Origin of the sequence: Flavobacterium cerinum, assembly GCF_004028155.1 — a bacterium.
GTDB lineage: Bacteria > Bacteroidota > Bacteroidia > Flavobacteriales > Flavobacteriaceae > Flavobacterium > Flavobacterium cerinum.
This window is the reverse complement of record NZ_SBII01000001.1, coordinates 71,525-94,602: the sequence shown is the minus strand read 5'-3', so window position 1 is coordinate 94,602 and position 23,078 is coordinate 71,525. Positions and strand designations below refer to the sequence as shown.

The window sequence follows — 23,078 nt, the reverse complement described above, 5'->3', positions numbered from 1 at the left end:
CAGTCAGCCAAATTTATATAGCTGTATAACCGCCATCAGCAATGATATAGCTGCCTGTAGTAAATGATGATTTATCTGAACTTAGGAATACAACCAGGTCGGCAATTTCCTGAGGTGTCCCTAACCTTTTCATAGTACTCTTATCGGTTACTGCTTTCATCATATCTTTATTAAGATGATCTGTAAGCAGTGGTGTTTCTATATATCCGGGACCTACAGCATTACAACGAATATTTTTTTCTCCGTACTCAGATGCTATATTTTTGGTGATGCCCACAACACCGTGTTTAGAGGCAGTATAGGCGACACTATTTGGTGCTGCTACTGTTCCATGTATAGAGGCGATGTTTACAATGCTTCCGCCGCCATTTTTCATCATCTGTTCGATCTCATAGCGGCAGGCATAAAAAACACCACTAAGATTTAGTGCAATTACCTTATCCCAACTTTCAGGATCATATTCTCCTGTAGGTGCAGCTGCTCCACCCATACCCGCATTATTACAGGCAATATCCAACCTTCCATATTTTTCAACTACAGCCTCTACAAGCATTTTATTATCTTTAGCCGTAGACGAATCTGCTTTTACAAAAAAAGCATCGCCTCCCTCCTTTTTTATTCTGGCAACGGTTTCTTCACCATTGGCAACATTAATATCAGCTATAACAACTTTTGCGCCCTCACGGGCGTAGGTTTCTGCTACGGCACGCCCAATTCCGGATCCCGCGCCCGAAACTACTGCCACTTTGTTTTTTAATAAAGACATAATGGAAAAATTTTAATTATACCTAAAGTTACGAATTACCAAACAGACACTTGTATATACAACAATCATTAACACAAAGTTTAACAGTGCTCCGAATGAGATAATCAATCACTATTATATTTACCTTTGCAGTATGTATGCCCTTATTGACTGCAACAATTTTTATGCCTCCTGCGAGAGGGTTTTCCAGCCGCAATGGCAGGGAAAGCCTGTTGTTGTATTGTCTAATAATGACGGCTGTATTATTTCCCGAAGTGAAGAAGCAAAAGCATTGGGCATTGGTATGGCTGCACCCGAGTTTAAAATAAGGGAGTTGCTCAAAACACATAACGTAAAAGTATTCTCTTCTAATTACTCTCTGTATGGTGACCTTAGCGAACGCGTTATGGGCATCATGGAAATGTTTACGCCCAATGTGGAAAAATACAGTATAGACGAAGCCTTTTTAGATTTTAACGGAATCGATATTCCCGACTTTTACACCTATGGACTCGAGATAAGAAAGCGTACCTGGAAGTGGCTGAGTATGCCCATTTGTGTAGGCATCGCTCCTACTAAGACATTGACAAAAGCGGCGAATCGTATTGCCAAAAAATATCAGGACAGAACGCAGGGTGTATATGTAATGGATACTGATGAAAAACGTATTAAAGCTTTAAAATGGTTAAAGATTGAAGATGTTTGGGGTATTGGATACAGAACAGTTAAAAAACTAAAAGCCAGAAATGTTCTTACAGCCTATGATTTTATCCAGCCTCACCTAGAACCCTGGATAAAAAGCGAAATGGGTGTTGTTGGTCTTCGAATAAAATATGAACTTGAAGGTAAACCCGCCATAGGCGATGGCGAAGTTCCGGAAAAGAAAAAGAGCATAGCAACCACCCGAAGCTTCCCGAAACAATTAAAAGATTATGACCTGATACGTGAGCGCGTATCTACCTTTGCAACAGTAACCGCCGAAAAACTCCGCAAACAAAATTCCTGCTGCTATACAATTATTGTAATGCTTGTAGCAGACAAACACTCTATCAACACACCAAAATACCATTACAGCAGAGCGATTACATTACCTTTTGCAACAAATTCGGCTATCACCATAAGTAATGCTGCAATACAACTGCTGAAAAACCTTATGGAAAATACGGATACTATAAAGTTCAAAAAAGCAGGCGTAATCGTGAGTGAGATCATACCGGAAAATGCGAAACAATTTAATCTTTTTACAGATGAAAATCCGAAGCATTTAGCTTTAATGAAAACAATGGATTATGTAAATGAAAAAATGGGCAGCCGTATTATACGATTAGGCACACAGGCCGAAAAAACATGGGATATGAAACAGGACATGCTTTCTCCACGATACACAACAGATATTAATGATATACTCGTAATACAATGTCAATAAGAAAAGACAACGAACCCAAATTTACTTTTCATAGCCCCGACCTGGAAAGCGGAACCGAACTTCCTTTTATACAACATGGAGTATCGGCAGGATTCCCATCTCCGGCATTGGACTTTATGGAATACAAGATCGACCTTAATAAAGTTGTATCACAAAAAAATCCGCTTACCACTTTTTATATAAGAGTTGCAGGTAACTCCATGACAAACGCAGGCATAGACAATGGCGACATATTGGTTATAGACCGGAGCCTCGAACCTTCAGACGGCAAGATAGCCATTTGCCTTATTGATGGCGAATTTACTGTAAAACGCCTGAAATTTGACACAGACTGTCTTTACCTGATGCCCGAGAATTCCAGCTACTCTCCGATAAAAGTAACAGAAGAAAACCAATTTGTTATCTGGGCTATTGTAACCTATGTAATCAAAAAAATGTGATGCTTTTCTCTCTTAAAATTCGATAAAAATCACAGCAATTTTAGCCTTATTTTTTTCCTTTTAAACCTGTATCATTCACTTTTGTGAAGTATCTTTGATAAGCCTAAATAACAACCTATCATGGATAATTTAGATGCAGCGAGAATGCAAATGGCATTCACTCTTATCTTTCATATTGTATTTGCCTGTATAGGCATGGTGATGCCCTTTTTTATGGTAATCTCGCATTACAAATGGCTCCGCACCAAAAACCCCATTTTTTTAACGCTTACCAAATCCTGGCAAAAGGGTGTAGCAATATTCTTTGTTACCGGTGCCGTATCTGGAACAGCCTTGTCGTTTGAGCTGGGCTTACTATGGCCCAAGTTCATGATACATGCAGGTCCTATTATTGGGATGCCATTTTCTTTAGAAGGTGCTGCCTTTTTTATTGAGGCACTCGCATTGGGATTCTACCTTTACGGATGGAATAAACTCCCTAAGAGGTTTCATCTGTTTACCGGGGTTATTGTAGGAATATCAGGAGTTGCATCAGGCATACTCGTTGTTTCGGCAAACAGCTGGATGAATGCCCCATCCGGGTTTGATTACATTAACGGAGAATTCCTTAATATAGACCCTGTAAAAGCATTCCTGAACCCTGCCTGGTTTACACAGGCACTACACATGACATTAGCTGCATTTGTGGCTACTTCATTTGCCGTAGCAGGTATCCATGCATGGCAGATCTATAAAAAACGTAATATCCCCCTCCATAAGGAAGCCTTTAAAATCGCTATCATATTTGGCGCTATCGCTGCACTTTTACAGCCCATTAGCGGTGATTTATCAGCAAAAGATATTGCACAGCGCCAACCTGTAAAACTTGCTGCGTTGGAAGCACATTACGAAACCGAAAAAGGTGCCCCTTTATATATAGGAGGTATTGTGGATGAAGAGAAAGGAACTGTATCTTATAAAATTGAAATTCCAAAAGCCTTGTCTTTTCTTTCCTTTGGTGATTTTAATGCCGAAGTAAAAGGACTGAATGACTTCCCAAAAGAAGACCGACCGCCTGTAGCAATTACCCACTATGCCTTTCAGGTTATGGTAGGACTTGGTACTTTATTAATGTTCTCGGCTGTACTTTATTTTATCAGCCTGAAAAAGAAAAAATGGCAGGAAAGCCGGAAGTACTGGCTCTACTTTGCCCTGCTTAGCCCTATAGGATTCCTTGCGCTGGAAGCAGGCTGGATTGTAACCGAAGTAGGCCGCCAGCCCTGGATAATCCATAATGTGATGCGTACTAAAGATGCTGTGACCCCAATGCCGGGCATGATCTATAGTTTTTATATGTATGTTGTATTGTATATCATACTTACCATATCTGTAACGTGGCTAATGGCACGACAAATAAAGGTACTTAACCATACTGATTCTTAACATTATGCTGTATGTAGTATTGTTTTTCACGGTGTTTTCCTTTTTCCTTTATGTACTATTGGGCGGTGCCGATTTTGGTGCAGGTATATTGGAATTGTTCTCTTCTGCAGATCACAAAAAATCTATTAAAAAGACGGTTTATAGTGTCATGGGGCCTGTTTGGGAAGCCAATCACATCTGGATCATTATCCTTATCGTGATCTTATGGATCGCTTTCCCTGCATTCTACAACGTCATTATAATTTACCTTCATATCCCATTAACACTTGTGCTTTTAGGAATTACCCTTCGTGGTGTTGCCTTTGTTTTCAGGCACTACGATGCCGTTAAAGACCGTTCGCAATTACTGTATGACCGTATGTTCGAATTCTCCTGCCTGGTCACCCCTATCTTTTTAGGGATGAGTTTTGGCACACTTATTAGTGGTAATATAATCATCCCGGAAAACCCTGCCGAAGCTAATTTTGCCGATGTCTATATCCATCCGTGGTTACAGCCTTTTCCAATCCTTGCCGGATGCTTTTTTAGTGCTCTGTGTGTTTTTCTTTCTGCGACATTCTTAATAGGTGAAGCGAAGGAATATGAAAAACGCATGTACATGCGAAAAGCCGGTATTGCAACATTTGTCGTTGTGATCTTAGGATTCATAACGCTGGCTACAGGCTATCTGGAAGACAACAAATTTATAAACGACCTGCTTAAAAATTACTATGCCATTGGCGCAGTAACGCTATCCGGAATACTTCTTTACCCGCTGTGGCGAAGCATTCGTGCCGGAAGAACCATTTGGTGCCGCTTCCTTGCCGGATCTCAGGTACTGCTTGTACTATGGGCTGCTGTAGGTACACATTTTCCTAATCTTATTATTACCAAAACCGGCCCTGTAAGCCTACTCGACGGTATGGCACCCGATAGCGTTATACAAGTATTAGGCATATCACTTATTATAGGTGGATTACTTATTCTTCCCGGGCTTTTCCACCTACTCAAATCGTTTAAAATGATCAAGATTTTAGAAGACGAAAAGAACTAATTAATTCTCCACTTTTTGTTTTCAAAACGCACTTTTCGTGTGGAATATTAAATTGTATAAAACCCCTTAAAAATCTATGGATTCCGACGGTTTTATATCTATCATTCAACTTTTTATACATTTTGGACTGTCACCCTCTTTTGAACGCAGTAAAATTGAATTTGTGTGTAATTGTGTAATCGAACATAGATAAAAAAATAGTCACATTTCGACAAGCTCAATGTGACTATTTTTTATCTCTTATTAATCCATTCGACAAGCTCAGGGTGAAACACTTCTATAACTAACCGGAATAAAAAAAGCCTTCGCAATTGCGAAGGCTTTTTTTACATGTTTTAATAAATGATACCTATATTAATGAGCGCCATTAGTACAAGGGCAGTTGCTTATGCCCTGGAAGATATCCAGTCCAAGGGTAATCATGTGCGTTCCGCTGTTGTAGGCTAAAAGCTCATTTGTAGTTACCTGATACGAATAAGCAAAATAGAAGTTCGATTTTCTAAGACCTACCATCGGACCCACATTTACAGGATCTAACATCTGGTCATTAAGAAAACGGTAGCTGATACCTGCCCAGTAATAATCGTCACCCGCTAAATAACGCACCTTAATGTTCATATCGGTAGTAGACCTGCCATCACCTTCAAAGTATTGTACAAAAGCCGATGGCTCTACCTCTATATTTCCATCATTCTTAAAGTTGTAACCGGTATAAACCTGATAGTTTCTTAATTTTCTTGGTTCATTGATCCCAAAAATATCAAGATTCTTATTAAGTACATTGTTAGCATTAAAGCTCGCATAAAAACGACCAATACGATACAATGCCGATATATCAAAGTTGTGGTTTACTACATATCGGTTATCTGTAACCGATGGATCGGGGGTGTTTATATTTTCGATATCGATCTTAAACTGATTAAGATTGTAAGAGATCCCTAATGAAAGGTACTGCTCATAATAATCATCCAGTATAAGGTGATGTGCAAACGAGAACTTACCACCATACTGCCTGGTGTTTCCGTTTTTATCATTATACATAAATACGCCAATCCCTGAGTTTGAAGAGATCCTCATGTCGGCAGCCAGCGACTGCATATCGGGAGCATCTTTAACGCCTACCCATTGCGTAAGGCCGTTTATCCTTATTTTCACGTGATCTCCAATACCGGCATAAGCTGGTGAAATAACAAACGGATTGTCTGCCAGGTATTGTGTAAAGGTTGGTATAGTAAGTTCCTGCGCATTTGCAGCCGGTAAGGCTAAAAGCAGAAATAACAGGCGGTATATATTTTTCATTGTATATGTGTGTATTTTGTCCGGTTAAGATTTTAATTTAATAGAAACCACGGCTGCTGTTGCAGCAGCCATGGCTATCATTAATTTATCTGTAAATAGTGAAGTGTCCTATGAATTCTCTGCTATCCTGATCAGCATTAAGCTTTACAAGGTACCAGTAATCTCCCGAAGGCATTTCGTTACCTTCATATCTACAATCCCATGCCTGACCTTCTTTTAATGTCGCCAGTTTTCTTCCGTATCTGTCAAAGACCTCTGCAGTTAATTTAGGATAGTTTTGAGTATTGTTCGGTTTCCATCCGTCATTGTGTCCATCATTATCCGGTGTCGCAATATCCGGTATTGTGATTTCAACAAACACAACATTTATCGAAGCAGAAACTTCACAGCCTCTATTATCCGTTACTGTTACCACATAGGTACCGCTTTTAAAATAGGTATAGCTTCTATTGGTTGTAACCTCTTCACCGTTAAACGTAATACTGTAAGAATGAGAACCCAGCCCTCCTGAAGCTGTTGCCATGATCTGGTTAAATCCGGATTCTGTCAATGTTACTGTTAATAGCACTGGATTATCTATCGTAAACGTAACTGAGTCTGTACATCCTGAAGCATGAAGCACATCTACCTTATGTTGGCCATTTGGCAGATCTTCAAATTCATTAGACGCCTGAGGTGCACCCCCATTTAGGCTGTGGGTAAGATCTGTTGGTAAAAACACATCAGTAGTTTTAATTCTAACCTTATTACCATCACATTCGTAAGCGATCTCTTCTCTTGCATTAATAGTTATTGGTGCAGCCAATGGTACATTAATTGAACTAATACAGCCGTTAGCATCTTTTACATAAACGCTATACGTAACACCTCCGTCAAGATTGTCAAACATGTATTCGCCTTCAGTAAATACTCCATTAGCATCAAGACTTGTAAAATAAGGTGCTTTACCTCCGGATACACTTATCTCTATAGCACCGTTGTCATCATCAACGCATATTTCTTCCTGCCAGATTTTCTCAAGCTTCACAGCCAGTGCAGTTAACGGTTCTTTTACGTTAACCGTAAGATCTGTATAACATCCTACAGCATCCTCTACTCTTATAATATGATCTCCTGCTGCCAATCCGTTAAATACCGGATTAGAACCCATAGTATAATTTGGTGAAATACCATATTGTAATACACCTATACCTCCGGTAGCCGAAACAGAGATACTACCATTAGCCTCTCCTTTACATAACACTGCAGTTGCTGCTGCTATTGGTACAATAGGCACTCTAGGCGCTACAGTAAACTTCATACTGCCTTTACAGCCATTAACATGTAATATGTACACGATATGGTCACCCGGTGTAGTATAAGAGAAAACATTATTAGTCGTGTAAGTACCTGGATTTCCGGTCTCAGAGAACGTAACTTCATTCGCAATTGCAGCATTTACATGTACCGTTACTGTAGTTGTCTGAATGTTATTATTACAGATCACAGCTGTTGTAATGTAAGGCTGAATATTAACTCCATTCTTCACCGTTCTTGTAAACTTCGGTAAATAACATCCGTTAGCATCTCTAATGAACACATCATAAATTCCACCATAAAGTCCGGTAAACTCATGTGAATTACCTTGGATCTGTATGAAATTATTTTCAGTTTGTGTATTTAATGCTATCGAATATGGTGGAGTACCTCCCAATATATTAGTGATCTGTACCTTACCGTCTTTAGCAAGGACACATGTTTCAGGTACTGTTGATACCGTAGCCGAAAGCGGTGTTAATGGTTCTTTTATCTCCATATTTTGAGACACAACCTCACAGCCAATAGCATCACGGACTTTTGCCACATAGAAGCCTACAGGTACTACAAATGTATTTGCTGTACTGTAAGGATACAGTGCAGGCCCGCCATTTTGATAATCACTCAAATGGTATAAAGCATATTGCAATGGACCATTCCCTCCTGTTGCGATAACTTCAATGCTGCCGGTTGACATACCATAACAAGCGATGTCATGCAGTATTGGTGTACCAATTACAATTGGAACAATAGGAGCTATCGTAAATGTCGTTCTTTCAATACATCCGTTAACATGCTCTACATCTACCGTGTGTACTCCCGGAGTGAAGACTTTCGTAACCGGATTTGAAGTTAAAACACTATCAATATAGTATATCACATTTCCTGCAACAGCCGGATTTACCGAAATTGTTACTGTACTTAGATCACATACTCGGGTTACAACTGTTGTAGGCTGAATAGCAACTCCCGGTGCAATCGTAACCGTTTGTGGAACGACTGCACAGTTATTGATATCTTTTACATAAACGGTATAGTTACCATCTGCAAGCCCTATATAAAGTACTTTATCCTGTGTGTAAGTAACACCATCAATACTTGTAAAGTAGGGTGTCGTTCCGCCTGATGGCGTAATTGTGATAGTACCATCATTTTTATTAATACACGTTTCCGGTGTAACTGCTGTTGCAGCAGCTAAGACTGCTGTTGGTCCGTCTACCAAAATGGTATTGATAACAAATTCACAGCCTATAGCATCTTTTACTTTTACCGTATAAGTGCCCGCAACAAGACCAGTAAACACATTAGATGGCTGGTAAATATTATTAGGAGATATCGCATACTGCAATGCTCCTGTTCCACCTGTAGCTGTTACGGTAACCTCACCCGTAGTACTTCCAAAACAAAGCACATTTGCTGTAGCATTTGCTGTACCGCCTATAGGCATTAAATTATTGATCGTAAATGGAACCGATTGGATACATCCGTTGGTGTGTTTCACACTTACCGTTTTAGCTCCACCTGCTGTATTAGCATAGGTGAAAGTATTAGAAGCAGTGTAAGCACCTCCGTCGAAAGAGTACTGAACATCGGCTGCAACTGCTGCATTTACGGTAACTGTAACTACTGTAGATGGTACATTACCTGTACATGTTTCTACCGGTGTAGCTACTGCTTGGATATCTACTCCAGCATTAATCGTAACTGATTGCTGTGTTGTAACACAATTGTTTGTGTCCCTAACATCAATCGTATAAACACCGTCGGCAAGAGCTGTAAATGTATGCGATACTGCGGCGTTAATCTCAGCTGCTCCATTTAAGCTGATGAAATACGGACCTGTTCCTCCTGTTGGAGTTACCAGAATAGTACCGTCATTAGCGTTGATACAGATCTCATGGGTAGGAACTGCTGTAGCTGATAATGCCAAAGCAGGTTCGTCTACTATAACACCTGTGATGATAACCTCACAACCAATACCGTCTTTTACACTAACTGTATACGTACCCGCCGTAAGGCCTGTAAATACATTGTTTGTATTGTAAGCTCCGAATACAGGTGGTACTGCTGATGAGATAGCATACTGTAAGGTGCCTGTTCCCGCTGTGGCGGTTACAGTAACTTCACCTGTAGCTCCTGCGTTACAAAGTACATCCTGTGTTGTTGCAGCGTTAGCTGTTATTGGAGTTAAATTATTGATCGTGAATGGAACCGATTGGATACATCCGTTGGTATGTTTCACACTTACCGTTTTACCACCACCTGCTGTATTAGCATAAGTAAAGGTATTTGTTGCAGTGTAAGCACCTCCGTCAAAAGAGTACTGAACATCCGCTGTAACCGCTGCATTTACGGTAACCGTTACCACTGTAGATGGCAGGTTGCCTGTACATGTTTCTACCGGTGCAGCTACTGCTTGGATATCTACTCCAGGATTAATAGTAACTGATTGCTGTGTTACAACGCAATTGTTTGTATCTCTAACATCAATGGTATACGTACCATCTGCAAGAGCTGTAAATGTATGCGACACTGCTGCATTAACCTCAGTAGCTCCATTCAAGCTGATGAAATACGGACCTGTTCCTCCCGATGGAGTAACCAGAATTGTACCGTCAGCAGCATTAATACAGATCTCGTGTGTTGGAACTGCTGTAGCGGTTAACGCTTGTACAGGTTCGTTCACTATAACACCTGTGATGATAACCTCACAACCAATACCGTCTTTTACACTAACTGTATACGTACCCGCCGTAAGGCCTGTAAATACATTGTTTGTATTGTAAGCTCCGAATACAGGTGGTACTGCTGATGAGATAGCATACTGTAAGGTGCCTGTTCCCGCTGTGGCGGTTACAGTAACTTCACCTGTAGCTCCTGCGTTACAAAGTACATCCTGTGTTGTTGCAGCGTTAGCTGTTATTGGAGTTAAATTATTGATCGTGAATGGAACCGATTGGATACATCCGTTGGTATGTTTCACACTTACCGTTTTACCACCACCTGCTGTATTAGCATAAGTAAAGGTATTTGTTGCAGTGTAAGCACCTCCGTCAAAAGAGTACTGAACATCTGCAGCAACTGCTGCATTTACGGTAACCGTTACCACTGTAGATGGCAGGTTGCCTGTACATGTTTCTACCGGTGTAGCTAATGCTTGGATATCTACTCCAGCATTAATCGTAACTGATTGCTGTGTTGTAACACAATTGTTTGTGTCCCTAACATCAATCGTATAAGTACCATCTGCAAGGTCTATGAATGTATGTGATACTGCAGCGTTAATCTCAGCTGCTCCATTTAAGCTGATGAAATACGGACCTGTTCCTCCTGTTGGAGTTACCAGAATAGTACCGTCAGCAGCATTAATACAGATCTCGTGTGTAGGAACTGCTGTAGCTGATAATGCCAAAGCAGGTTCGTCTACTATAACACCTGTGATGACAACCTCACAACCAATACCGTCTTTTACACTAACTGTATACGTACCCGCCGTAAGGCCTGTAAATACATTATTTGTATTGTAAGCTCCGAATACTGGTGGTACTGCATTTGAAATTGCATACTCTAAAGTACCTGTGCCATCTGCAGCAGTTACTGTTACAATACCTGTTGTACCTGCATTACAAAGTACATCCTGGGTTGTAGCTGCCGAAGCTGTGATTGGAGTTAAATTATTGATCGTGAATGGAACCGTCTGGATACATCCATTCGTATGTTTCACACTTACCGTTTTTGCTCCGCCTGCTGTATTAGCATAGGTGAAAGTATTAGAAGCAGTGTAAGCACCTCCGTCAAAAGAGTACTGAACATCGGCAGCTAAAGCAGCATTTACGGTAACTGTAACTACTGTAGATGGTACATTACCTGTACATGTTTCTACCGGTGCAGCTACTGCTTGGATATCTACTCCAGCATTAATAGTAACCGTTTGCTGTGTAATAGTACAGTTGTTTGTATCTCTAACATCAATGGTATACGTACCATCTGCAAGAGCTGTAAATGTATGCGATACTGCGGCGTTAATCTCAGCTGCTCCATTTAAGCTGATGAAATAAGGTCCTGTTCCTCCTGATGGAGTAACCAGAATTGTACCATCATTAGTATTGATACAGATCTCGTGTGTAGGAACTGCTGTAGCTGATAAGGCTAAAACAGGCTCATCCACAATAACGCCCGGTATAACAACCTCACAGCCGATACCGTCTTTTACACTAACCGTATACGTACCCGCCGTAAGGCCTGTAAATACATTGTTTGTATTGTAAGCTCCGAATACTGGTGGTACTGAATTTGAAATTGCATACTCTAAAGTACCTGTGCCATCTGCAGCAGTTACTGTTACAATACCTGTTGTACCTGCATTACAAAGTACATCCTGGGTCGTAGCTGCGGTAGCTGTAATTGGAGTTAAATTATTGATTGTAAACAGAACCGATTGGATACATCCATTCGTATGTTTCACACTTACCGTTTTAGCACCACCTGCTGTATTAGCATAAGTGAAAGTATTAGAAGCACTGTAAGCACCTCCGTCGAAAGAGTACTGAACATCGGCTGCAACTGTTGCATTTACGGTAACTGTAACTACTGTAGATGGTACATTACCTGTACACGTCTCTACCGGCGTAGCTACTGCCTGAATGTCTACTCCAGGGTCAATCGTAACTGTTTGCTGTGTTACAACGCAATTATTTGTATCTCTAACATCAATGGTATACGTACCATCTGCAAGAGCTGTAAATGTATGCGATACTGCGGCGTTAACCTCAGTAGCTCCATTCAAGCTAATGAAATAAGGTCCTGTTCCTCCTGATGGAGTAACCAGAATTGTACCGTCATTAGTGTTGATACAGATCTCATGGGTAGGAACTGCTGTAGCGGTTAACGCTTGTGCAGGTTCGTTCACTATAACACCTGTGATGATAACTTCACAACCAATACCGTCTTTTACACTAACGGTATACGTACCTGCTGTAAGACCTGTAAATATATTGTTTGTATTGTAAGCTCCGAATACAGGTGGTACTGCTGATGAGATAGCATACTCTAATGTTCCTGTCCCATCGGCAGCGGTTACCGTTACAATACCTGTTGTACCTGCATTACAAAGTACATCCTGGGTTGTAGCTGCAGTAGCTGTGATTGGAGTTAAATTATTGATTGTAAACGGAACCGCCTGGATACATCCATTCGTATGTTTCACATCAACCGTTTTTGCTCCGCCTGCTGTATTAGCATAGGTGAAAGTATTAGAAGCACTGTAAGCACCTCCGTCAAAAGAGTACTGAACATCTGCTGCAACTGCTGCATTTACGGTAACTGTAACTACTGTAGATGGTACATTACCTGTACACGTCTCTACCGGTGCAGCTACTGCCTGAATGTCTACCCCAGGGTCAATCGTAACTGTTTGCTGTGTTACAACGCAATTATTTGTATCTCTAACATCAATGGTATACGTACCATCTGCAAGAGCTGTAAATGTATGTGATACTGCGGCGTTAACCTCAGTAGCTCCATTCAAGCTGATAAAATAAGGTCCTGTTCCTCCTGATGGAGTAACCAGAATTGTACCGTCATTAGCATTGATACAGATCTCATGGGTTGGAACTGCTGTAGCAGTCAGTACATCTACAGGCTCATCAACTATAATATCAATTACCTGAACCTCACATCCAATACTATCTTTCACACTAACTGCATAGGTGCCTTTTACAAGTCCTGTAAATACATTATTTGTATCGTAAGCAGTAAATACCGGTGGTACCGCATCTGAAATTGCATACTGCAATGTTCCTGTTCCGCCAGAAGCTGTTACTGTGATCTTACCTGTTGCCCCCGATTTACAAAGAACAGCAGTTGGCACTGCAGAAGCTACTATAGGAGCAAGAGTTTCTATAGTATATAAAGCCTGCTGAACACATCCATTAACGTGTTTAGCATAAGCTATCTTATCAATACCCGGTGCTACGTTTGTAAACGTATTCGATGCCTGATAATTTGTACCATCTATAGAATACTCTACGTCTGTTAGTGTAATTGCGGCATCAATAGAAATGACAAGTGTACTACTTGGTGTATTCCCTGTACATACTTGCGTTACCGCTGTAGTAGGTTTTATATCTACTCCTTCGGTAATTGTATATTCCAAAGGTGGATCTACAGCACAGCCGTTCGTATCTCTTATAAAGATTGTTTTATCACCTGGTGTCAGATGTTCGAATACATAATGAGATCCTGTTATAGGTATAAAAGGAGCTGTAGGAGTCGAAGCCCCGGCACTATGCTCAATACTTACTTCATAAACTCCCATACCACCCCTGATATCGATCGCTATAGCACCATCGTCGGCACCAAGGCAGCGCTCGCCGTTTGTTGCAGTCATATCGATATCGGCTTCTACCAGTAACGGCTGAGTTATCTCAAGATCCCTTAATAAAATAAAGCATCCATTTGCATCCTGAACAAGAACGGTATAAAGTCCTGCTTTAAGCCCTGTAAGTTCATTATTGTTCTCAAACTGGCTAAGATCTGGTGAAATAGCATACTGTATAGTGCCCGTACCTCCGGTTGTATTAATTACAATTCGTCCCGTTGTTTCTCCAAAACATTTAACCGCATAAAGATCATAGGTTACTTCAAGAAGATCCGGATCTGTTATTGTTATAGCTGCAGATGTTACTTTACAATCTTTACTTGTAACACGCACAAAATATGTTCCGTGTCCAAGCCCTGTAAATACTCCGCTATTCTGGTCTGGAACCAACTCTACAGTACCCGCAGCATCTGCCAATAAAGCATATTTATAAGCTCCCAGTCCGCCTGTTGCTTCGCCTTCTATTTCGGCTGTTGTAGCTCCAGAACAATTAACTTTTGTATTTGTTATGTTAAGCTCTAATGTTGGCACAGGTAATAGTGTAATCTGGTTACTCATTACCATAGCACAGCCATTGGCATCTATAATATTATATTGATATATCCCGTCAGAAAGGTTGTTTATAATTTCCGTATCCGACCCCATTACTGTATAAACAGCATCACTTATTCTCTTATACGAATAAGGCTGCGTACCGCCGGTTACCGTTAATGTAAGCTCGGCTTTTGCAATACATTCCAACTGTTTCGTTACCGAAAGTGCCCCTCGAAGAATTTCAGGTTCATCAATCGTCACTTTAACCGTTTCTATATTACAGTTCCATCCATCAGTAACTGTAATGCTATAAAATCCTGCACCCAGTCCTGTAAATGTATCGCTTAGTTGTGCACCGCTGCTTGATACCGGAGTAATAGCCGCTAGACTATCATACTCATTAAGTATATATTGATATACTCCAGATCCATTTGCCACATTGGTAGCTTTTACAGATCCATTGTTATCTCCATGACACGCTAATAATGTAGGGGTAGCAAGAATATCAGCTACAATTCTAACAGCAGGGTTTAAAGTAATACTAGTTGTTACCACACAGCCTCCCGCATCTTTTACATTTATAGTATATGTTCCTGCCGGCAGGTCTACCCACATATTAATTACACCATAAAGCTGTAATTGTGTACCCGTAGTAGTATTAATAAACTCATATTCATAAGTTCCCCATCCACCGGTCGACTCTGCTAAAATTACTCCTTTGTTATTATCGCAGGTTACGCTTGCATTAGCAGTAGCAGTCACCACTAAGGCATCTGCCGGAGACGGCACTGTTATCGTTGTTGTATTAACGGTACAGTACGGAGTCTGAGTAGCTTTTACCTCAACATGCAGAACACCTGCAGGTAGACCTGTTATTTCAAAAGTGTTTGGTGCTGTAGAAGTTCCGATACCAACCTGAGTACCTAAATCATTAAATACCTTATAAGAATAAGTACCTGTATAATTAGCTACGTTTAAGGTTATCTTACCATCAGAAGCTCCATGACAAACAACCGGTACTGCATTGCTAACAGCAGCAGTAATAGTGTTATAAGGCAATACCTCATAAGGAATTGTAATAACGCTGCAGCCTGTTGTAAGATCGGTAACTTTAAAGGTATAGCTACCAACAGCTGTTAATGTGAAATTAGCTGTGCGTATACCTGCACCCGGAGATACACTTGCTCCTGCCGGAAGTAATTCAAATTTAAAATTACCCGACCCTCCGGTTATATCTACCTTAACTGTTTCGTCATTAGTACATGTTATTCCCGTTACTTTTGCAGCGGTTGCTGTACCTAATACAGGCAGCGGATTTATAATAACAGGCACAGTAAATTCACAATTGTTCTGGTCTTTAATATGAGCAGTAATGTTCTGAACAGCTCCGTTATCAATAATATTAAAAGTATTTGTTGTAAAATAATCGGTCCCATTTATACTAAACCAGTATGATCCTGCTCCTCCTGTTCCGGTAATGGTTACAAGAGATGTTTTAACTGTATTATCAGGATTACAGGCAAATTGTGTCGCTGTTGCTGTTCCACTAACCGCATTAGGCGCAGTAATTGTTACTGAACCTGTAGCTTCGCAACCTCTTTCTGATATTACTTTAATATCATAAACACCTTCGATTAATCCTGTAAATATCGGTCCTGATTGTAATATTGAACTGCCACCTTTACTAAGGAGATAAGTATATGGTGGATTATTATTGGATACCGGAAGCGTTATTGTAATTGCGCCATCATTACCGCTTTTACACTTAACATTCTCTTGTGCTACGTTAAAAGTAACTGGTGTAGGTACCTCTAATGTAACTGACTTCTCTTTAAAACAACCCGTATTAAAATCACGAATTATAACTTTATAATCACCAGAAGCCATTCCTCCAAACGTATTTAAGGTCTGCGGACCAGTGATTAGAACTCCCGCTGTACTTCTTAATTCATATCTGTAAACTCCCGATCCTCCAAAACCTGTTACCTTAATCTCACCTTTAGTAGGAATACTACACCAAGGCTGCGTAGTTACAGCTATTGTAAGATCAAGCGGAACATAAATTTTTGCAGGAGCTGCAGGAGCGTATGTACATCCGTTAACGTCTTTTACGGTTATGGTATGATCTCCCGAAGAAAGGTTAGTGTAAGTAAAAGGCATTGTCGCCTGGCTTACAAAAGCACTGCCATCAATACTATACGTATAAGGAGGCATTCCTGCCTGTGTCATGTTAACGCTTATAGTAAATGCGCCTTCTGCTGTATTACACTGGTTTGTTACTGTTGTAGTAATTATCGGTGAAGGATCTGTAGGTAATGTAATCGCTGCAGGTTTTATACAGTTATTAGCATCCTTGACATAAACAATATAGTTTCCTCCATCAGCAGTAAATGTATTCACATTTGTTCCTGCCCATGTAGCTGCTGTAGGAGCCGCATCTGTGGTTAACTTAAGCTCATAGGTATAAGGGCTTGTACCATGATTTGCGCTGGCAGTTATTATACCTGCCTTAGGATTACAATTGTCATTTTTAGTTACAACAGCTGATGGTACAAGTAATTTTAATGATTCTGAAATTGTAAATTGTTCCGAAACTACGCTGCAGCCATCATGGATACCGCCTATTTCTTTAAACAGGATAAAGTAAATACCCGGAGCTAATCCTGATACAGAAACTTCTCCCGCAGCAACCGGTACACTTGGCGGTAATGCCGGCGGAACAATTGGTGTAACAGGTATATTAGATTGTGCATAATACACTTCATAGCTTATATCTGTAGCACCTGCGTCAAATCCGCTAAAAGTAAATTTAGCAGTTCCGTCATCTGCGTTAGTACAGGTAACATTGCTTACAATATCTTTTACAATTACTAAATTAGAAAGTGTCGGGATCGGGACATCAGCTGTTTTAATATAGTAACACCCTGTAGCATTATCTTTTACAATAAATGTATAAGTAAGCCCTGGTATTAAATTATAGAATGTATGTATTTTCGGTGTTCCAACATCTGAAGGTTTATACTCCGAAGCCGGAATGTTATTTGGATCATTTGTAGTTAAAATAGCAAAACTATAGTTATCACTACTTACATCTGGTTTTACTTCCACAACGGCAGTTCCACCCGTTGCACAATCGGTCACAACGGCAGCAATATCAATATCCATTTCTTCAGGCGGTGAAGCCATAATGATATTAGATTTGATCACCTTACAACCGTTAGCATCTTCAACCGTTACTTCATAAATACCAAAATCAAGAACGATAAATTCATGAAAAGTGTTTGAAGTAGTAATAGGTGTAGCCTCATATCCAAAATTATTTTTTAGATAGTAAGTATAAGGTCCCGGAGTTCCAACTACAGGCTCAAATCCTCCTGCTACATTCTGTATCCTGATTTTCCCTGCTGTAATATTAACTGTTGGATCAAGTGGATCGACAACTGTACACTGAATAGGAGTTTCGAGCGTAGTAAATGTAATAGCATTCGGCTGTGTAATTTGTGTAATCCCGGTAACAGTACATCCTTTACCGTCGGTAACCGTAACGGTATACATACCCGCTGGTAAGTTAGTCGTTCTTGTAAAGTCTTGAGATGTTGTTGTATTTCTTACAGTGATAGTATATGCCGGAGTACCTACTGCAGTATTAACTACTACCGCGATAGAACCATTACTTTCCCCATGACATACAACTGCTGTAGGCGTTAATGATGTAATTGCCGGCATTGATAAAGGCAGCACCTCGATCGAATTTGTTTCTATACTACATCCAAGTGCATCGGTAATTCTAAACATATAAGTACCGGCATCTGGCGTTGAATAATTAATAGTATTCGCCGCAACCGTAGCCGAAGCCCCGTATGGATCCGGTGCTTTTTTCGTTTCATACGTAAATGGTGCTTTACCACCTGTAATAGCGATGTTAATTTCTGCATCCGGACTTCCCGAACAATCCAGTTCTTTTTGTGTAACATCCAGTTTTAATGCCGGGAATACTGTAAAACTCAGTGGAGCAGTAAGACAGTTATTAGCATCTTTAACCATTATATTATAAGTACCGGGAACAAGATCTGTAAATGTATTACCCTCCTGGCCAGCGCCGCTATTAAGAATATAGCTAAATGGTAAACGTCCTCCCGTTGCATTAACTGTAATAGTTGTACCATTACCATCAAAACACAAGTCAGATCCCGTTATATTTATTACAGGAGCCAAAGGTGTTGTTAATGTAGCACTATCCGTTTTCACACAACCATTACCATCAACAACAGTAATAGTATAAGTACCGGCAGCAACATTGTTAAATACATTGCTCGTTTGCGGAGTTCCTGTATTTAGCTGATACATATAATTACCCCAGCCATTTGCTGCAGTAACAGTTATACTACCGGGAGCAGTACAACTAGGTTCTGCAACAGTATGAGAAACTGTAAGTGCAGCCGTTGGTGCTTCAATAATAATCGTAGCCGTAGATTCGCAGTTTGTAACATTGTCTTTTACCGTAATCGTATAAGTACCGGCAAGAAGGCTGTTTAGATTTATTTCAGGAGCAGACTGGTTAGTAGCAGGAGCTACAGTTGTTCCTGAACTTACTACCGAATAATTGTAGTTAGCACTGCCGCTAACTGTATATTTTATTGAACCGTTTGCCTCTCCAAAACATACTACATTTTTTACAAGTTCTCCTGTTACATTAATCTTCGTGATCGTATTTATAGTATAATCTTCAGAGAAAGTACAGTTGTTAGCATCAGTCGCTGTAAAGGTATAAGTGCCCGGTGCTAATCCTGCAAAAGTCGCACTTGCTCCAACCGGCGTTACTGCCGATACCGGAGCTGTTATTGCATATTGAAATGGTGCTGCACCACCCGTTACTGCAACAGTAACATTTGCAGTTACCGTTGGGCAGGTTACCGCAGTTGGTGTAAATACAAGATCTGTCATTTTTGGCAGAACCGGTATATTGATTACAGGCATAGTAAGAATACAGCCTTTAGCATCTTTTACAGTAACCGTATAATTACCCGGGGTAAGACCCGTAAAAGTACTCACTGCACCATAAGCTCCACCAATACTGTATTGATAAGGAGATGTACCTCCGGTTACAGATGGCACACTAACAGTAATAATTCCATTAGCTGTACAGGTATAAGCTTGGGTAAGGCTTGCCGTGCCGACTAATGCAGCCGGCTGTGCAATTGTAAATGTTGCAGGGAAAGGACATGGAATATTACCTGTACCTGTCTGAATTAAATTAACAGTGTAGGTACCTGCAGCAAGGTTTATAAACTTGCCCAGGTTATTCATTTCTACAAGATCTCCGGCGGCATTCAACAGTTCGTAAGATACTGCATAACCATTTGCTGCGGTAACCGTATATGTAATAGTACCATCATTAGCACCATTACAGCTTACATCTTTAAATGCCGTTGTATAAACCACACCCGGCATTACTGATATTGTTATAGGAGCAGTAAGCGCAGTACAGCCGTTAGCATCTTTCATTTCAAACACATAAGTGCCCGCTTGTGCTGCAGTAATCTCAATAAGAGTGGCATCCGAGAAAACATTTAAAGGTAAAGGAGTTGCAGAGGGACCTGTATAACTATGCACTGCATAAAGATAAGTTGGTTCACCACCTGAGCCTGTTAACTTAATGATTCCGGGTACGCAGGAAATGTTTTGGGTAACAGTACCGCTAACATTTAAATCAGAATGATCTAATATAGTTACAGTATCTGTAATAGTACAGCCATTAGTAGTGGTTACTGTAACTGTATATACTCCCGATATTAATCCTTCAAAGATTACATTACGGTCTGTAGATGGTGCTCTCGTGTCGTTAACAGGACCCGAGATAGTATATTGATATTGTGATTGTACGTCTGTAGGTTTAATTCTTATGCTTCCCAGTCCGTTACATGTTTTGTTTTGGGTAACAAATTCTACCTCCAGGTCTTTCTTTGAAATACCAATATTCGGTATTATAAATTCGCAGCCGTCTGCTACTCCCTGATGTCTTAATTCGACTCTGTAAACGCCCGGTGCTGCAATAGAAAATACCTGATTTGTATTAGGATAATCAAATAAAACGGCACCCGTAGTCTGGTTTATAAGCTTAACCTCATAAGTAGTAGGTACGTTTACAATTTTTATTTCCCCATTCTGGGCACAAAAAATATTAGTTGAATTAATCTGAGGATTCAGAAGGTTTTTAGAGACCTTAAAGTAATAGGAAGTAACACATCCGGTGCCTCCCGCATAGCTGATTCTCATTCTAAAAGTTCCGGCTTCGTTTGCATCATAATCCGGACCGGTACCAACATTAACCCAGGTACATGTCGCACTTTTATTAATACAAACTGCCGTAGGATCATAACAGGCACCTGTTAATTTTTCCCAAACAATGCTCGTCACTCCCGTAATACCTGTCTGAATCATTTTGTGGTCATTCAAACCACATAAAATAATCACCGGTAAAATTTCTCCTGTATCGTTACATTTTACTTCTTTACTCTGAAAGGGTTTTACAGGATTATTTTGAAGAGAGTTAGCATGAAGTTTTACAATGAATGTTTCCAAAAGCTCTGTTAAACAAGGAGCAAAAGGAATACATTTCACATAATATTCTCCAGGCACAAAAACCGTCATTTGCTGACCTGTCTCTCCCGGAAGAGCTATATCTCCACCCGGATCTTTTCTGTACCATTGGTACGTTTCATAACCGCTACCTGTTTTAAGCAGCAAACTCGGGCCGCAAAGTACTTCATTATGTAAAAAATCACATGTTGCCAGTCCTACTATAAAGTTAGCAGGCCCCTCTATGGGTTTCATACAATTGTTCTGGTCCAGTCCGGTAACACTGCCGTCAACTATAGGCATAGTATTTATTACACCTTTATAGGATGCAAAAGCTTTGTTACGAATCTCATTAGAACATGCGTCTGTAAATTCACTACACGTACTTGCTACTTTTATATGTATTCTTATAACGCTTTCTATAGACTCGGTTCCTTTTTTAACCAATGCGTTTGGTATTGTAAATTCAAGCGCACCTGTAACAGCATTAATTGTAGGAGCTGCCACTCCCGCAGGGCGTGTTGTACCAAAATAAATGGTGTTTTTAGGTAAAACATCAGTAATAACAAGATCCTTACCGTCATCATTACCCACATTTTTAAAAGTAAGGATATAATCTAATGGATCTCCTAAATCTACATTAGCACCTGCTGCGTCCTGGCCAAATCGTTCTACCGTTTTAACAAGTTGTAACTCCGGTGCAATAACATCTACACTAAAGGCGTTAAAAAACATGTAATAAGTATCACCTGTCGATGTTATCCTTAATGTTGCTGCTGTAGCACTGGGCTGCAATTGATTGGAGATATTAACAATATCCGAATCATAGCCCAGCGTATTTAAACTGTTAGGAACCCGGGCATCAAAATTGACCGAAGTACCCAAAGCATCTAATACCGATAATGTACCGTTAAAGAAATTATCAGCTGCATTTTGGGCATTAGATATATCATTAAAAGGCCCTGTAAGGCCACTTCTAAATTTAAGGTTATCTCCTTCAATTCCTCTGTCACCTTCGAGAGCAGACACTATAAGTTTTGCCTGTACTTTTTGCGGTACGGTAACAAAACCCGTATAGTTTAGATCCACTCCTGCCTGCGACTGGCTTACTCCCGCAAAACCATCGTAAGATGTAATATATTTTCCTGGTAATTTTGGGTTTTCATACACTACATACAGCGTCCATCCGGCAGAAATACCCCCAAATAGGCCGGCTTGTGTGGCTCTGATATTTGCTACAGTATATTCACCGTTTGGGTTTGCCAAACCGGCAAGAAGACTGGTTACATTTGCATAACAGGCATAAGGCCTGTTAGCAAAACTTCCACTCCCTGATGTTTCGTCATCATAAATAACCGTTCCGGTAATATCTGTATAAGCAGTCTGGGTTGGTAATTTTAATTTTACCTGATGAAGAGTTGTGCTTTCCCTTCCTGTACTGGAATCAGCTCCATTATATAAGTAGGTTCCGGACCAGTATAAAGCGGCATATACGATCTTGCTGCATGCAGGAGCATCAGGTACAGCCAGCGTTGCTTTACTGGAACTAAATGTTAAAGGATCAGTATCAACATCAATATAACGCATGGTGAAATCATCGTTATTAGATGACCCGCCATAGGGTGTTGATGTAGGTGTTTCCGGGAGAGTTCCCACTGCTTCCCATCTCCATTTTCCGTTTCTCCATACCCAGTCCATTTTATCCCTAACAGGCTCATATCTGTTAACAATGCTATTAGCAATCATTGTCATATCACCTTTAAGGGTTCTTTGATCCCGGATAGCAAAAGCCTTTTTGATCTGTGCCTCCCCAGCTAAACAGGACAATAAGAATCCAATAAGGACAATAACCCTAAATGATAATGTTTTAAAGTAGTACATTAGTTTTTAGTATTTTAATTAGATGTTTGTGGTGTTTTTATTCT

The 23,078-nt window shown here is 40.3% G+C and carries 7 protein-coding genes; 4 read left to right on the top strand and 3 right to left on the bottom strand.

Translation table 11 applies throughout. The annotated features are described in order from the left end of the window. Window positions 1-13 precede the first annotated feature (13 nt). Window positions 14-766, bottom strand: coding sequence for an SDR family NAD(P)-dependent oxidoreductase (locus tag EPI11_RS00390; protein WP_128387978.1), 753 nt, complete (start codon window positions 764-766; stop codon window positions 14-16). 133 nt (window positions 767-899) lie between these two features. Between EPI11_RS00390 and EPI11_RS00385 the strand changes: the two genes are divergently transcribed. The 4 genes from EPI11_RS00385 to EPI11_RS00370 all read left to right on the top strand — a co-directional run bounded on the left by EPI11_RS00385 (window position 900) and on the right by EPI11_RS00370 (window position 5,066). After that, on the top strand, window positions 900-2,171 hold the full coding sequence (locus tag EPI11_RS00385; protein WP_128387977.1) for a Y-family DNA polymerase: 1,272 nt from the start codon (window positions 900-902) through the stop codon (window positions 2,169-2,171). Beyond that, window positions 2,162-2,611, top strand: a complete 450-nt coding sequence (locus EPI11_RS00380) for a LexA family protein (RefSeq protein WP_128387976.1) — start codon at window positions 2,162-2,164, stop codon at window positions 2,609-2,611. Before EPI11_RS00385 ends, EPI11_RS00380 begins: the two co-directional genes overlap by 10 nt. Window positions 2,612-2,731: 120 nt before the next feature. After that, window positions 2,732-4,033 carry a cytochrome ubiquinol oxidase subunit I gene (locus tag EPI11_RS00375; protein WP_128387975.1) on the top strand — a complete coding sequence of 434 codons (1,302 nt, stop codon included), beginning with the start codon at window positions 2,732-2,734 and terminating at the stop codon, window positions 4,031-4,033. Between the two features lie 4 nt (window positions 4,034-4,037). Then, window positions 4,038-5,066, top strand: a complete 1,029-nt coding sequence (locus EPI11_RS00370) for a cytochrome d ubiquinol oxidase subunit II (RefSeq protein WP_128387974.1) — start codon at window positions 4,038-4,040, stop codon at window positions 5,064-5,066. A 354-nt stretch (window positions 5,067-5,420) separates the two neighbouring features. On the opposite strand, the gene EPI11_RS00365 is transcribed toward EPI11_RS00370, so the two are convergent. Next, window positions 5,421-6,365 (bottom strand): PorP/SprF family type IX secretion system membrane protein, encoded by a 945-nt coding sequence (locus tag EPI11_RS00365; RefSeq protein WP_128387973.1) that lies wholly within the window; start codon window positions 6,363-6,365, stop codon window positions 5,421-5,423. An 85-nt stretch (window positions 6,366-6,450) separates the two neighbouring features. Then, on the bottom strand, window positions 6,451-23,034 hold the full coding sequence (locus EPI11_RS00360) for a T9SS type B sorting domain-containing protein (protein WP_128387972.1): 16,584 nt from the start codon (window positions 23,032-23,034) through the stop codon (window positions 6,451-6,453). Window positions 23,035-23,078 lie beyond the last annotated feature (44 nt).

What these genes read in the sequence shown, in the direction of transcription:
- EPI11_RS00360 (WP_128387972.1), bottom strand. Translation starts at nt 23,034, where the DNA reads ATGTACTACTTTAAAACATTATCATTTAGGGTTATTGTCCTTATTGGA.
- EPI11_RS00390 (WP_128387978.1), bottom strand. Translation starts at nt 766, where the DNA reads ATGTCTTTATTAAAAAACAAAGTGGCAGTAGTTTCGGGCGCGGGATCC.
- EPI11_RS00365 (WP_128387973.1), bottom strand. Translation starts at nt 6,365, where the DNA reads ATGAAAAATATATACCGCCTGTTATTTCTGCTTTTAGCCTTACCGGCT.
- EPI11_RS00375 (WP_128387975.1), top strand. Translation starts at nt 2,732, where the DNA reads ATGGATAATTTAGATGCAGCGAGAATGCAAATGGCATTCACTCTTATC.
- EPI11_RS00385 (WP_128387977.1), top strand. Translation starts at nt 900, where the DNA reads ATGTATGCCCTTATTGACTGCAACAATTTTTATGCCTCCTGCGAGAGG.
- EPI11_RS00370 (WP_128387974.1), top strand. Translation starts at nt 4,038, where the DNA reads ATGCTGTATGTAGTATTGTTTTTCACGGTGTTTTCCTTTTTCCTTTAT.
- EPI11_RS00380 (WP_128387976.1), top strand. Translation starts at nt 2,162, where the DNA reads ATGTCAATAAGAAAAGACAACGAACCCAAATTTACTTTTCATAGCCCC.